Annotated in this window: 13 protein-coding genes; 7 read left to right on the top strand and 6 right to left on the bottom strand. The window is 57.0% G+C overall.

Going from position 1 to position 14911, the window contains the following annotated elements; translation table 11 throughout:
• Positions 1–17 precede the first annotated feature (17 nt).
• The 3 genes from coq7 (at position 18) to ACWXTG_RS12995 (ending at position 3225) form a co-directional block, all read left to right on the top strand.
• Positions 18–638: a 2-polyprenyl-3-methyl-6-methoxy-1,4-benzoquinone monooxygenase gene (coq7, locus tag ACWXTG_RS13005; protein ID WP_480220125.1), complete on the top strand. Its 621-nt coding sequence runs from the start codon at positions 18–20 to the stop codon at positions 636–638.
• Entirely contained in the window at positions 635–946 is a 312-nt protein-coding gene (locus ACWXTG_RS13000; RefSeq protein ID WP_480220124.1) for a DUF2322 family protein, read from the top strand. The genes coq7 and ACWXTG_RS13000 overlap by 4 nt, the downstream gene beginning before the upstream one ends.
• Before the next feature lie 173 nt (positions 947–1119).
• Complete coding sequence (locus ACWXTG_RS12995) at positions 1120–3225, top strand: TonB-dependent siderophore receptor (protein WP_480220123.1); 2106 nt, start codon at positions 1120–1122, stop codon at positions 3223–3225.
• 48 nt (positions 3226–3273) lie between these two features.
• Here the strand turns inward: ACWXTG_RS12995 and ACWXTG_RS12990 are convergent, their stop codons facing one another.
• From ACWXTG_RS12990 to ACWXTG_RS12965, 6 genes are all read right to left on the bottom strand, one after another.
• Positions 3274–3651 (bottom strand): VOC family protein, encoded by a 378-nt coding sequence (locus ACWXTG_RS12990; protein ID WP_309565110.1) that lies wholly within the window; start codon positions 3649–3651, stop codon positions 3274–3276.
• A gap of 14 nt (positions 3652–3665) precedes the next feature.
• Positions 3666–4088: an OsmC family protein gene (locus ACWXTG_RS12985; RefSeq protein WP_480220122.1), complete on the bottom strand. Its 423-nt coding sequence runs from the start codon at positions 4086–4088 to the stop codon at positions 3666–3668.
• A 74-nt stretch (positions 4089–4162) separates the two neighbouring features.
• Positions 4163–4621, bottom strand: coding sequence for an FKBP-type peptidyl-prolyl cis-trans isomerase (locus ACWXTG_RS12980; protein WP_407994657.1), 459 nt, complete (start codon positions 4619–4621; stop codon positions 4163–4165).
• Positions 4622–4728: 107 nt separating this feature from the next.
• Complete coding sequence (gene dacB, locus ACWXTG_RS12975; RefSeq protein WP_480220121.1) at positions 4729–6129, bottom strand: D-alanyl-D-alanine carboxypeptidase/D-alanyl-D-alanine endopeptidase; 1401 nt, start codon at positions 6127–6129, stop codon at positions 4729–4731.
• On the bottom strand, positions 6126–7436 hold the full coding sequence (gene bioA, locus ACWXTG_RS12970) for an adenosylmethionine--8-amino-7-oxononanoate transaminase (RefSeq protein WP_480220120.1): 1311 nt from the start codon (positions 7434–7436) through the stop codon (positions 6126–6128). The genes dacB and bioA overlap by 4 nt, the downstream gene beginning before the upstream one ends.
• An 8-nt stretch (positions 7437–7444) precedes the next feature.
• The gene (locus ACWXTG_RS12965; RefSeq protein WP_407994654.1) at positions 7445–7990 is read right to left on the bottom strand and encodes a hypothetical protein; all 546 of its coding nucleotides are present in this window, start codon (positions 7988–7990) and stop codon (positions 7445–7447) included.
• 339 nt (positions 7991–8329) lie between these two features.
• Here ACWXTG_RS12965 and ACWXTG_RS12960 point away from each other — a divergent pair, with 339 nt between their 5' ends.
• From ACWXTG_RS12960 to ACWXTG_RS12945, 4 genes are all read left to right on the top strand, one after another.
• The gene (locus ACWXTG_RS12960; RefSeq protein WP_407995583.1) at positions 8330–8668 is read left to right on the top strand and encodes a hypothetical protein; all 339 of its coding nucleotides are present in this window, start codon (positions 8330–8332) and stop codon (positions 8666–8668) included.
• A gap of 455 nt (positions 8669–9123) precedes the next feature.
• Entirely contained in the window at positions 9124–10215 is a 1092-nt protein-coding gene (locus ACWXTG_RS12955; RefSeq protein WP_480220119.1) for an efflux RND transporter periplasmic adaptor subunit, read from the top strand.
• Between the two features lie 21 nt (positions 10216–10236).
• Positions 10237–13416 carry an efflux RND transporter permease subunit gene (locus ACWXTG_RS12950; protein ID WP_480220118.1) on the top strand — a complete coding sequence of 1060 codons (3180 nt, stop codon included), beginning with the start codon at positions 10237–10239 and terminating at the stop codon, positions 13414–13416.
• The gene (locus ACWXTG_RS12945) at positions 13400–14848 is read left to right on the top strand and encodes a TolC family protein (RefSeq protein WP_480220117.1); all 1449 of its coding nucleotides are present in this window, start codon (positions 13400–13402) and stop codon (positions 14846–14848) included. Before ACWXTG_RS12950 ends, ACWXTG_RS12945 begins: the two co-directional genes overlap by 17 nt.
• The last annotated feature ends 63 nt before the right edge of the window (positions 14849–14911 follow it).

Below are 14911 nucleotides of genomic sequence, written 5' to 3'. Positions count from 1 at the left end.
ATCCTGCAATTCCCGCCATGCTAGACCGCCTCATCATTGAATTCGACAAAGGCCTGCGTACGCTGTTGGCTACGCCGGCCAGCCAGCGCCCATATCCAGGCGCCGCCCTGCCAGAAACGCTCACTGAGAAACAAGACAAACGGCATGCCGCCGCCTTGATGCGCGTCAACCATACCGGCGAGATATGCGCACAAGCCCTCTACAGCGCTCAAGCCATTAGCGTGCGCAGTCCTGAAACAGCCGCCACGCTTCGTGCAACTGCACAGAAGAGAGCCGAACACCTGGCTTGGTGCGAAAAGCGCATCAAGGAATTGGGTAGCCACACCAGCTTCCTCAATCCGCTGTTCTATGGCGGCTCTTTTGGCATGGGATTGCTCGCAGGCGCGTTGGAAGACCGCTGGAGCCTAGGCTTCGCAGCGGAAACCGAACGCCAGGTCAGCAATCAACTGGCCCGCCATCTTGAGACATTGAACGCCGACGACCAAAAAAGCCGCTCAATCATCAGCCAGATGCAAGCCGATGCGGCGGGCCATGCGCAGCAGGCGGCTATGCAAGGAGCAAACGGCCTCCCGTTCCCGCTCAAGGCAGGCATGCGCATTCTTTCCAACATCATGACAACGACGACTTATCATCTATGACGACATTCAGCGAAATACTGGCTGGCCTCGAGTCCAGCGACCATATCCAGAAAATCGAGCTGCTCGACATCAAGGGCAGTGCGGCAGGCACCATTGAGAACAAGCCGGGCAGCCAAGGCTCCGTGAAGGTATACCACCACCTTTACAAGAAATATGGCAGCATCAGCGTGGCGGCAGCCCGGGAAGGGCTGGAGATTTATGCCGAGCATACCGGCGACGCCGAGGCCAACCCGGGCAAACATCCCAATATTGATCGCTTGTTCGAGATCATCAGGAACGAACAACCGCTCAACGTCAACATTATCTAGCCCCCAAGCCCCAATCGGGGCTTTTTGTTGCATCAACTCCAAAATTGCCATAACTCCGCATTTCCAATACCTAAAAAATGTAAATTGTTGTTATTTTTCTTTGCAAATTATTCACATTACCAATAGCACCCATTATCATTTCACCGCTTTTTAATTCATCAGGGAAATGAATAATGCAACCTCGTTTTAAACTCCGTGCAGGAGTATTGGCACTGCTTTGCCTGTCAAACGGCCAATTGGCCCTGGCTGAGGATACATTGCCTGAAATCCAAGTGAAGGCTGAAGGTGCCTCCGAGCCTCAAGTGACGGAAACCACCAAGTCCTACACCACGAAGACCAGTACAACTGCGACCAAGCTCAACACTTCATTGAAGGAAACGCCGCAGTCGATCTCAGTCATTACCAATAGCTTGATCAATGACTTCAAGCTGTCTTCGGTCAATGACGTGCTGGATCTCGCTACCGGTATCCGTGTAGAACGCGCCGAGACTGACCGCACTTACTATACTGCCCGGGGCTCGGACATCACTAACTTCCAGATCGACGGTATAGGCGTTCCTTTTCAAACTGGATTGCTGATCGGCGACATGGATAGCATCATCTATGACCGTATCGAGGTATTGCGGGGTGCCAATGGCCTGCTGACAGCTACCGGTAATCCATCCGCCACCATCAATTTCATACGCAAGCGTCCCACCAGTGATTTCCAGGCCAAGATCAACCTAACAGTGGGTTCATGGGACAGGCGCCGCATAGATGCGGATATCTCCGGCCCGCTCAATGAAGCAGGCAACGTGCGTGGACGCCTGATCATGGCACACCAAAAACGCAACTCCTACCTCGACCACTACAGCCAGGAACGCAACCTGGCTTACGGCATCATTGAGGCAGATATTACCGACAACACTGCCGTGGCCTTCGGCCATACCTATCAGCAAAACAACAGCAATACTCCGACCTGGGGTGCGCTGCCCTTGCTATATGCAGATGGTTCCAAGCGACATTACAGCCGTTCCACCATGCCGGCACCGGACTGGACTTACTGGAACACCCTCAACAACACCAGCTTTGCTGAGCTGACCCATACCTTCAATAATGGCTGGAAGATCAAGACGCAGTTTTCACGTAAGACTGAAACCGGCCAGTCCAATTTGTTTTATGTCATGGGCAATGAAGACCCTAATACAGGGGCAGGCTTGATATATTACGGCGGCAATTACCATGACACTTTCAAAGAATATGTTGCCGACATCTATGCATCCGGCCCCTTCTCTCTCGCGGGCCGCAAGCACGAATTGGTAGTCGGCTCCAGCTGGTCACGCGCTTATGGCCGAGCCAGTGGCACCGGTACAGGCTACATTGCGCTTAGCAGCTTCGATAGCATCGCCACTCTGCCAGAACCCAACTGGGTAGGATGGTCAAACTTTGGCTCTAGGTCGCAAAAACGCCTCAACCACTATGCTGCCGCCAAGTTCAATCTGACCGAAAACTTGAAACTCACTACTGGTGCCAGCATGCTGACCTACAAGTACGAAGGCGATTACTATGGCGGCAACAACGATGCAGAAGCACATGACAAGGTAACCCCTTACGCAGGCATTGTGTACAACCTGACCGGACAACACACCCTCTATGCCAGCTACACAGGCATATACAACCCGCAGACAGCATTGGGCGCCAATCTTCAGCCTCTGGCTCCACTAGAGGGTAAAAACTATGAGCTAGGTATCAAGAGCGATCTGCTGAGCAATCTCAATACTTCATTTGCCCTGTTCAAGACAGTGCAAGAGAATCTGGCAGAATCTACTAATCAGCAAATTGGGAATGTCTATATCTCCAGGGCGATTGATGCCACTACCTGGGGTTATGAATTTGACATGTCCGGTGAAGTCACCGACCGCCTAAAAGTGAATGGTGGCTATACCCGACTTATAAGCGTCAAGGGTAAGAATGATGAAAACCAGAAACCTTATACCCCGAGGCATCTGATCAAGCTGAGCACGACGTATCAAGTCCCACACATCGAGAAATTGAAAGTAGGAGCATCAATCAACTGGCAAGACTCCACTCATTACAACTATGACAATGGCACACGCTATACGCAGGATAGCTATGCCGTGATCAATGTCATGGCAGACTACGAGCTGGATAAGCATTGGACAGCGGCAGTCAATGTCTACAACCTGACCAATGAGAAGTACGTCAGCAGTCTAATGTTCGGTCAGAGCTTCTACTCAGCCCCCATGAATGCCAGCGCTACCCTGACTTGGCAATACTAAAGCTAATATAACTAAGCAAAAGCCCCGCAATGCGGGGCTTTTTTATGTCTAGAGCCTGCCGGAAATCGGCGGGTGGTAGATGATCTGTACGTGAGTCCCGGCGGGGTCGGCGCAATAGAAGCTTCTCGCGCCATCGCGATGGGTTTTGGGCGCCATGAGTATCTTGACGCCGTTGGCGACAAAATGGGCATGCCACTCGTCCACCAACTCTATATGGCTGATGATGAAACCGATATGGTCGAGTCGCTGCTTGCCATCCATAGCTTCGTTGCTGCGGTGCAATGCGAGGTTGTCGTTGCCCGAGGTGAGATAGTAGTTATCGGGGTCGGGCTGCCACTCGACCTGCATGCCGAGGATGTCGACATAGAAATGCAGGCAGGCTTCGATATCCTGCACGAACAAGGCCACATGGCGCAGCCCTTGCATGCCCCGGGGTCGGCTCAAAGCTCGGCCTCTTGGATTTCGAAGCCGTGGGTGATCTCGGCCGCCTTGCCAAGCATGATGGAAGCCGAGCAATACTTCTCGGCCGATAATTTGACGGCGCGTTCCACCTGGGCCGGATTCAGGCCCTTGCCGGTCACGACGAAATGCACGTGTATCTTGGTGAATACCTTGGGGATTTCGTCCGCGCGCTCGGCGCTGATCTCGGCCACGCAATCCGTCACGGGCTGGCGCGACTTCTTGAGGATGGTAACGACATCGAACGACGTGCAGGCGCCCATGCCGATCAGCAGCATTTCCATCGGTCGCATGCCCAGGTTGCGGCCACCAGCTTCCGGCGCGCCGTCAAGCACCACGGCATGACCGGTCTCTGACTCGCCCATGAAACAGACGTTCTCAATCCACTTAACACGTGCTTTCATTTTGCCTTTTGTCCCACTCAACCTAGATGGAAAAAACATCCACGGCACATACCATGGATGCCATTAGCAAGCGCTTACTTGACGCCCAGCAGCTCCACATCGAATACCAGGGTGGCATTAGGCGGGATTACGCCGCCGGCGCCGCGCGCGCCATAGCCGTACTCCGGCGGGATGACGAGGGTGCGCTTGCCGCCCACCTTCATGCCGGCAAAGCCTTCGTCCCAGCCGCGGATGACCTGCCCGCCGCCCAGATAGAACACGAAAGGTTCGCGGCGGTCCACGGAGCTGTCGAACTTGGCGCCCTTGCCGTCGGGTTTGCTGGGGTCGTACAGCCAGCCGGTGTAGTGCACGGTCACGTTCAGGCCGGCTTCGGCTTCACGGCCCTCACCTACCTGGGTGTCGATTTTCTGTAATTCGGTGATGTTGTCGCTCATTACGATTTTTTCCTTGTCACTATTGGTATCGGCTGAACAGCCACTCATGGCGAGCATGGCCAGCACGAACGCGCTTGCCAGCATGGCAATTGGTTTCATGGATTACTCCGATAGCAGGTTTACAACAGCAGCGCACTCGCCAAACACAGGCGCTTGCACGCGGCGCGAAGCCAGTATGATACCTAGATTATGCGGCCCTGTGCGGATCAAGGCTGCTGGTAGACCCAGTCGATGAGCGCATCCTGCGCCGCGCGCGAGGCGCTGGCCTTGGGATCGTTCACCATGATCACGGCTACCCAGCGCCGGCCCCTGCGGTCGTGCACATAGCCCGCCAAAGCGCTGACGCCGTTGATGGTGCCGGTTTTCAGGTGCGCGCTGCCCCTGGCCTGGCTGTTGCGCAAGCGGTTGGCCATGGTGCCGTCCACCGAGGGGATAGGCAGCGCGGAAAGATATTCCGGCATCACCGGGCTGGCATAGGCCGCCAGCAGGAATGCCGCCATGTGCCGCGCCGTGATCTGCTCATCGCGCGAGAGTCCGGAGCCGTTCTCCAATATCAATTCAGGGAAATGCAGCCCCTTGCTGGCAAGCCACGCCTTGACGACATGAACGCCATCGGCCTCGGTCGCCGGGCTGGCAACCCGCTCTGCCGCCATGGTCAAGAACAATTGCCTCACCATGAGGTTATTGCTGTATTTGTTAATGGTGCGGATAATTTCCGACAACGGCTGCGAGTCATGGGTCACCAAGCGCTGGGCGCCTTCGGGCAATGCGCCATAACGCCACCCGCCGCGGAGCTTGCCGCCTAACGACAGCCAATTGCTACGGAACAAGCCGTAGGCATATGGCCCATCTTCCAGCACGTTCAATTCCAGGGTCTTGCCGCGGCAAGCCGAGGGGTATTCTCCCCTGAAAGTCACATTCACCTCGTCGCCCACCGGTTCCACCACGAACTGCAGCCGGCTTTTCCAATCCCCGCAATCGCCGCGCACCAGGTTCAGCTGGTTGTGAATATGGATTTCCGGCAGTTCAGGATCGGCCTCGATGTTCAGCTTGCCTCCCTCGACCAGGAAATGGAACGAGGTGGACTTGATATTGACGGCAAACGCGTTGGGCACGGCGTTGTAGGGCGCATGCGGCTTGTCGTCGAACTCGGCGGCGTCATGGTAGCGCCGGGCAAAATAGCGGGTATCCAGCACGATATCGCCCCGGATGTCCTCCACGCCCGCCAATTGCAAGTCCTCCAGCATCGCCCGCATATCGGCGGCAAGCAGGTAGGGATCGCCACGCCCTTGAATGATCAAGTTGCCGTGCAAGACGCCATTTTCCAGCCTTCCATCATGGTAGACCTCGGTGCGCCAGCGATAGGCCGGCCCAAGCAGCTCCAGCCCGGCATAGGTGCTCAGCAGTTTCATAGTCGAGGCGGTCTTCATCGGCCGGTCGCTTTGGTGATCCACCAATGGCGACGGCTGGTCGACACGCTGCACATAGACAGAGACATTCTCGGCAGGAATGCCGTTTTTCCTCAGCAACTCGCCGACCGGTTCCGGCACCGCGGCATGCACCAGCGTGACCATCCCCAGCAGCAGGCCTACCCAAAGCAACCTCATATGCTCTCCTCCAACGCAGCCAAGGCTTGTTCCAGCATCCAGTCCATTTCTTCCTCGCTGATGACGTAAGGCGGCATGAAATAGACCGTATTGCCCACCGGCCGCAACAACAGCCCCCGTTGCAACGCCGCCTGGTAGAACCGCTGCTGGAAACCGGGCTGGCCAGGGATGGCGTCGAACGCCCAGATCATGCCGGTATTGCGCAAGTGGGCAATCGGCAGGCTTTGCCATGCTGCCAGCTTGCGGTTGAGATAATCGGCCTTGCGGCGGTTGCTGTTCAGCACATCCTGTTGCGCGAATATCTCCAGTGTGGCGAGCGCCGCGCTGCATGCCAGGGCATTGCCGGTGTAGCTGTGCGAATGCAGGAAGCCTCGCGCGACATTGTCATCGTAGAATGCGGCGTAGACGTCATCCGTCGTCTGCACGACGGAAAGCGGCAGGTAGCCGCCCGTGATGCCCTTGGAAAGGCAAATGAAATCAGGCTTGATGCCGGCCTGCTCGGTGGCGAACATGGTGCCGGTGCGGCCGAAGCCCACGGCGATCTCGTCCGCGATCAGGTGCACCCGGTAACGGTCGCATAATGCACGCAAGCGCTGCAAGTAGATGGGGTGATACATCGCCATGCCCGTGGCACACTGCACCAGCGGCTCGACAATCACTGCGGCAATCGCGGCATGATGCTCAGCGATGTATGCCTCGGCCTGCTCCGCACAACGCAAGGCATATTGCTCCGCGCTCTCGCCCGGCTCCGCAAGCCGCCAATCCGGGCTGGGCAACGATACGGACTCGCGCAGCAAAGGCGCATAGGTATCCTTGAACAGGGCGACATCTGTGACGGAAAGCGACCCCAGGGTTTCGCCGTGGTAGCCGTTCTGCAGGCTGAGAAAGCGCGTCTTGCCGGGCTGCCCATGGTTGCGCCAGTAGTGGAAACTCATCTTGAGCGCGATCTCGGTGGCGGAGGCGCCGTCGGACGCGTAGAAACTATGTCCAAGCCCGGTAAGCGCAGACAGCTGTTCGGAAAGCCGCACCACCGGCTCGTGGGTGAAGCCCGCCAGTATCACGTGCTCGAGCTGGTCCAGCTGTGCCGCGATTGCCTGCTTGATATGGGGATGGTTATGGCCAAACAGGTTGACCCACCACGAACTGACGCCGTCCAGGTAGCGCTTGCCGTCAAAGTCTTCCAGCCACACGCCCTCGCCGCGCCTGACCGGCACCAGAGGCAACGCTTCATGCTGCTTCATCTGGGTGCAGGGATGCCAGACGGAAGCCAGGCTGCGCTGCAACAAGGATGCGTTACTGGTCGTCATGCGCTGGTTTAATGCAGGACGTAGGATGCCGCCTCGTCCGCCAATACAATACGATCCGTCGTCAGGCCCAGGTCCCAGGCGGCTTCCTGTGTCGCCAATTGCAGCATGCTGCTCAAGGCATGGCTCAATTCCGCTGTCAGCGCGATGCTATAGACTTCCCCGGCCTGGCTATGCAGCTCCAGCATGGATTCGGTATGGTCCATATGGACCAGCTTGCACTCGGCAATCAGTACCGGCGGCTCGGCGGTCGCCAGCTTGATGTCATGGTAGGCGCCAGAAAGGTTGATGCCCTGTATCAGTGGCAAACTTTCCACCTCCTGGTTGAAATGCTCTAGCAGCTCCTCGGCCGTCACGGCCAGGGTTTCATGCATGTTCACGGGAGAGAGCTCGCTATCCTGCAGCAATCCCCACAGCACACGCACGATACGCCGCGTCAGCCAGGCATTAAGCTCTGCCGCATCAGCCAGGCTGATTTTGAGCAACATGCGATCCTGGTGGCTGCTGTAGCTCAAATGAAGCTGCTGGATTGCCACATCCTCAAACCCTTCCGACATTTACTGCTCCCTGCAAAACGACTCGATTGAATATGCAATTATAAGGCTTTAAACAACTCTTTACCGGATAATCCACGGAGCTCCCCGCAACGTGAGGCGTCGCCTGGCTACACAATGGCCTGGTGGGCTTGATACGCCAGCGGTTCCGGCCGTGTGCCGACATCTATTTTCGAAATCAGGAAACCAATTTGAACCTCGGCAGTCGAACCGCTTAACTGCAAGAGCGTTAAGTATTCCTATTGCAATAATTTTTTTACCCATGCTAGGATGAATATCGCCTTTAATGTGTCGGGCAGCCCCGATGCATGTAATTGGTAACGATTGAACATAAGAAACGTAATGGAACAAAGATTAGATCCGACTGCCTTGAGAATTCGACTGATATTGCTGTCAGTCGTATTGTCTTTGCTCAGCTTGGCCTATATCTGCATGCAGCTGCCTGACGCACTCTACGTCACGGATGCCAACGTTGTTCAAATCGTCAAAGTCGAATCTTCTCCCACGGGAGGCGGCGAACCGCCTTCCACGCTGGCGCTATCCTTCACTGGTTTCCTACTCACCGCGCTTCTGCTCGTTGCCAGCGCACCGGTCTCCTGGACGCGGACAAGCAACACCACGGCAAAACGCCTTTATTTCTCCACCAACGCAAGACCCCGAGATCCTCCATCTCTTGCCTAAGGGCCGCTAACAAAATCCTTCTCTGGCGTCGTTGTTCTGCTGTCTTACCGTACTAGTTGTACTGTCTGCGGCAGAACGCCTAGCCAGAACCGTTGCACTGAATTTTGTTTGCGCCTCAAAGGGCATTTCCCGCCCACGCAGTATTTCCACCGGACGTTAACAATGCGATGAGATCGTATTCAGGCATGGGCTTGTTTTACCCAATGACTTGAATACCTCGAATACCACTGCATGCAGTGGCAAGCAAACGGCTTCATTCGCCATTGCCACGCCTCATGCTGCCCGGTATTCAGCAACGCTGACTGCTCCTGCGGAAATCCTGCCCGGTAACACCCCTAACTCACGCTGACCATTGCCCGCCTGACCCTGTGCGCTTGATGCACATGCGTCGCAAGGCCTTGCACGCGATGAATTCAGGACTTGACCTCTTTATTAACCGAGCATCGATCAATCTTATGATGAAAAAACTTTCTTTCGCCCTAGGCGTGATGGCGGCGCTGCTGAGCGGCTGCCACCAGGCTGAATCCAACGAACCCCATGAACTGCCCAAGCTCAAGGTGACCTCGCCGCTGCGTCAGGACACCTCCATCGTGAAGGAATACGTTTCCCAGATCCGTGCCATCCGGCATATCGAGGTCCGCGCCCTGGAACGGGGCTACCTGCAGGACACGTTTGTCGACGAGGGGCAGCAGGTCGCCAAGGGCCAACCCATGTTCCGCATCATGCCCAACCTCTACCAGGCCGATCTGCAGAAGGCCAAGGCCGAGGCCAACATGACCAAGATCGAATACGACAACACCAAGGCGCTGGCGGACAAGAACATCGTTTCGCCCAATGAGCTGGCGCTTGCCAAGGCCAAGCTGGACAAGGCTAACGCCGAGGTCAACGTGGCGGAAACGCATCTCGGCTTCACCAATATCAAGGCGCCTTTCACCGGCATCATGGACCACCTGGAAGCCAGGAACGGCAGCCTGGTGGATGAGGGCGACTTGCTGACCACGCTGTCCGACATCAGCAGGATGTGGGTGTACTTCAACGTACCGGAATCCGAATACCTCGACTACGTCCAGAGCAAGAAGAACCACGCCCAGGACAAGGAAAAGGTGAAGCTGAAGATGGCGAACGGCGACGTGTTCGACCAGGAAGGCGTGGTCGAGACCATAGAGGCCGATTTCGACAACAAGACCGGCAACATCGCCTTCCGCGCCGCCTTTCCCAATCCCAACCAAGTACTGCGGCACGGCCAGACCGGCAGCATCCTCATGAATATCCCCTACAAGGATGCCTTGCTGATCCCGCAGAAAGCCACGTTCGAGATTCTCGACAAGGTCTACGTCTACGTCATCGACAAGGACAACAAGATTCAGCAGCGGCTGGTCACCATCGATGCGGAGCTGCCCCACCTCTACATCGTCAAGGACGGCCTGGAAGCGAGCGACAAAATCCTGATCGAGGGCTTGAGGAAAGTCCATAACGGCGAACAGGTCGCCGTCGATTTCATCTCCCCTGACAAGGCCATGTCGGACCTGAGCCTTTACGCTGAATAACCCAACCAGGCGACGAGATCAATGCTGAATATTTTCATCAAAAGACCGGTCATGGCGATTGTATTGTCGCTATTGATCGTATTCATGGGGTTCTTGTCGATCAAGACCCTGCCCACATCGCAGTTTCCCGACATCGCGCCGCCGCGCGTGATCGTCTCGCTAGCCTATCCCGGCGCCAGCGCCGACGTGCTGGTGCAATCCTCGCTGATCACCATCGAGCGCGCGATCAACGGCGTGCCCGGCATGAAGTACATCGTATCTGATGCGACGAGTGCCGGCGAAGCCACGATCCAGGTGATCTTTGACCTCGGCGTGGACCCCAACCAGGCCATGATCAACGTCAAGACCCGCATCGACCAGGTAATGAGCCGCCTGCCCGAGTTGGTGCAGATGGAAGGCGTGGTGGTCGAGCGCGTCCAGCCCAGCATGCTGATGTACATCAACCTTTACAGCAAGGATAAACACGCGGACGAGAAATTCCTCTTCAACTACGCCAACGTCAACATCATCCCCGAGATACAGCGCGTCAACGGCATCGCCCAGGCCAAGATTCTCGGCAGCCGCCAGTACGCGATGCGCATCTGGCTCAACCCCGAGCGCATGCGCGCCTACAACGTCTCCACCGAGGAAGTCATGGAGGCGATCAACAGCCAGAGCGTGATCGGCCGCCCGGGCCGCCTGGGCCAGAGCTCGGGCATCACCGCGCAGTCCAAGGAATACGTGCTGATCTACCAGGGCCGCTACAACAAGCCCGAGCAGTATGCAGACATCATCATCCGCGCCAATTCCGAAGGCGAGATCCTCCACCTCAAGGACATCGCCAAGGTCGAGCTGAACAGCGAGTTCTACGACATTTACTCCAACAAAGATGGCTATCCTTCGGCGGCCATTGTGCTCAAGCAGAACTACGGCAGCAACGCCACCGAAGTGATCGAGCATGTGAAGGAAAGAATGGAGGAACTGAAGACCTCCTTCCCCGAAGGCATGGATTATGAAGTCAACTACGACGTATCCAAGTTCCTGGATGCCTCGATCGAAAAGGTGATCCACACCCTGATCGAGGCGTTCGTCCTGGTAGCCCTGGTGGTGTTCATCTTCCTGGGCGACTGGCGTTCCACCCTGATCCCGATCCTGGCGGTGCCGGTTTCGCTGATCGGCACCTTCTTCGTCATGCAGATGTTCGGGATTTCGATCAACCTGATCACGCTGTTCGCGCTGGTGCTGGCGATCGGTATCGTGGTGGATAACGCCATTGTGGTTGTGGAAGCTGTCCATGCCAAGATGGAAACCGAGCACTTGACTCCCTACAAAGCCACCCAAAAGGTGCTGGGGGAGATCGGCGGGGCGATCGTCGCCATTACCCTGGTGATGACCGCCGTGTTCGTGCCCGTGGCCTTCATGACCGGGCCGGTGGGCGTGTTCTACCGCCAATTCTCCATCACCATGGCAGCTTCCATCATCATCTCGGGCGTCGTCGCCTTGTCGCTGACGCCGGTGCTGTGCGCGATGCTGCTGAAGAACAACCACGGCCAGCCCAAGCGCAAGACCCCGGTCAGCTTGTTCATCAATGCCTTCAACCATGTGTTCGAGAAGGTGACGGGACGCTACACCCAGTTGCTGGATATCGTCGTCACGCGCCGCATCGTCACCTTCCTCATGCTGGCCGCGTTCGCCGCCGGCACCTTCCTGGTCGACAAGACATTGCCCGCGGGCTTCATCCCGGGCGAGGACCAAGGCATGGTGTATGCGATCATCCAGACTCCGCCCGGCTCCACGCTGGAAGTCACCAACAAGATCGCCCGGCAGTTGCAGGGCATCGCCTCCAAGGTCGAGGGCGTGCAATCGGTATCTTCCCTGGCGGGGTACGAGGTGCTGACCGAGGGCCGCGGCTCCAATGCCGGCACTTGCATCATCAACCTCAAGGACTGGTCCGAGCGCAAGCAATCCGTGCACCAGATCATCGAGGAGCTGGAAGAGAAGACCAAGGACTTCGGCGCCGTGATCGAGTTCTTCGAACCGCCAGCCGTCCCCGGCTATGGCGCGGCATCGGGCCTGGCGCTGCGCCTGCTCGACAAGACCGATAACACGGATTACCACGAGTTCGACAAGATCAACCAGGACTTCATGAAAGCGCTCGCCAAGCGCAAGGAGCTCACCGGCCTGTTCACCTTCTATGCGGCGAACTACCCGCAGTATGAAATCCAGATCGACAACAAGCTCGCCATGCAGAAGAAGGTCTCGATCGCCAAGGCGATGGACAACCTGGACATCCTGATCGGCAGTACCTACGAACAGGGCTTCATCCGCTTCAACAACTTCTTCAAGGTCTACACCCAGGCCGGGCCGGAATTCCGCCGTTACCCTACCGACATCCTCAACTACTACGTGAAGAACGAGGAAGGCGAAATGGTGCCCTACTCGGCCTTCATGAAGCTGAAGAAGATGCAGGGCCCGAACGAGATCACGCGCTACAACCTGTACAACTCCGCCACCATCCGCGCCATGCCTGCCGACGGCTACACCACGGACGACGCGATCAAGGCCGTGGAACAAGTGGCGAAAGCCACCCTGCCGCACGGCTATGACGTCGGCTGGGAAGGCCTGTCCTTCGACGAGGCCAACCGCGGCAATGAGGCCATCATCATCTTCGGCGTCGTGCTGGTGTTCGTCTACATGGTGCTGGCGGCGCAGTATGAAAGCTTCATTTTGCCTTTGGTTGTGGTGTTGTCACTGCCCGCGGGCGTGTTCGGCTCATTCTTCCTGCTCAAGGCATTGGGCCTCGCCAACGACATCTACGCCCAGGTCGGGCTGGTGATGCTGGTCGGCCTGCTCGGGAAGAACGCGGTGCTGATTGTGGAATATGCGGTGCAGAAGCATGCGCAAGGCCTCTCGATCAAGGATGCCGCGATCGAGAGCGCACGCGTGCGTTTCCGCCCCATCCTGATGACCTCGTTCGCCTTTATCGCCGGCCTGATCCCGCTGGTCGTCGCCACAGGCGCGGGCGCGGTGGGCAACCGCACCATCGGCAGCTCGGCGCTGGGCGGCATGCTGTTCGGCACCATCTTCGGCGTCATTCTCATCCCTGGCCTGTACTACATCTTTGCCAAGCTGTCCGACGGCAAATCGATGATCAGGAACGAAGAAGTCGAGCCTTTAACTGAAATCTATCACTACAGCAAAAACGATGATGACCAAGAATAAAGCCATTCAACTTGCCGTGTTGGGATGCCTGGCGCTCATGGTGCAATCGTGCGCCATCCCGATGATCACGAAAAAAGAGCCGCAGGTCGCGCTGCCCGAGCATTACAGCAGTGCGAACGATAGCGCTGCTGGCGCGGGCAGCGCTGCCCGCATCAACTGGAGGGAGTTCTTCGAGGACCAGCACCTGGCGACGTTGATCGATACCGCCATTGCCAATAACAAGGAGATCAACATCCTCATGCAGCGCATCAGCGTTGCCGAGAACGAGATTCTGGCGCGCAAGGGCGAATACCTGCCCTCGGTCGGCATCGGCGCCACCGCCGAAACCGAGAAGACCGCGCGCTATACCCGCAACGGCGCGATCGAGGAAGGCCTGGAGATCAAGGAAGGCAAGCATTTTCCCAAATACTTCGGCAATTACCAGTTCGGGCTGGTCGCCTCCTGGGAGCTGGATGTCTGGAAGAAACTGCGCAATGCCACCAAGGTCGCCACCATGGAATACATGGCGTCGGTGGAGGGGAAGAATTTCCTCATCACCAACCTGGTGGCGGAGGTGGCCAACTCCTACTACGAACTGCTCGCGCTGGATAACGAGCTCGACAACCTGGACAAGAACATCGCGATCCAGGAAAACGCGCTGGGCGTGGTGAGGGAGCTGCAGCAATATGCGCGCACCACTTCGCTGGCGGTAAAGCGGTTCGAGGCCGAGGTCAACAAGAACCAGAGCCAGCGCTATGAAGTGAAGCAGAAGATCGTCGAGACGGAGAACCGCATCAACTTCCTGCTGGGCCGCACACCGCAGCCGATAGCACGGTCTTCTGCCGGCTTCATGAAAATGAAGCCCAAGATGCTGGATGTGGGCATCCCTTCCCAGTTGCTGGAAAACCGTCCCGACATCCGCCAGGCGCAACTGGAGCTGGAAGCCGCCAAGCTCAACATCGAGGTGGCGAAGACGAACTTCTATCCATCGTTTGCCCTCAAGGCCGGGCTGGGGTTCCAGGCGTTCAACCCGCGCTACCTGCTCAACATGCCTGAGTCGGTTGCTGGCTCGTTCGGCGGCGACCTCGTCGCGCCGCTGGTCAACCGCAACGCCATCATCGCGACCTACAAGAACGCCAGCGCTAGGCAGATCAAGGCCGCGTTCGAATACGAGCAGGCCATCATCAACGCCTATGGCGAAGTGGCAACCCAGTTGTCGAACCTGGACAACCTCGACAAGAACTACCAGTTGAAGAACAGCCAGGTCGACACCCTGACCAACTCGATCGAGATATCCAACCAACTGTTCCAATCCGCCCGCGCCGACTATATGGAAGTGCTGCTGACGCAGCGCGACGCGCTGGAGGCCAAGATGGACCTGATCGAGACCAAGCAGAAGCAGATTTCCGCAATGATCAACTTATACAGAGCGTTGGGAGGTGGATGGCAATAGACACTAGCAAACGTATCGCAAAGCAATTACCAATATTAATGATTTGATTTTCAGGAGATTTAT

It is taken from the genome of Methylobacillus sp. DLP286, assembly GCF_056636515.1.
This window is presented reverse-complemented; position numbering and strand designations above follow the sequence as displayed.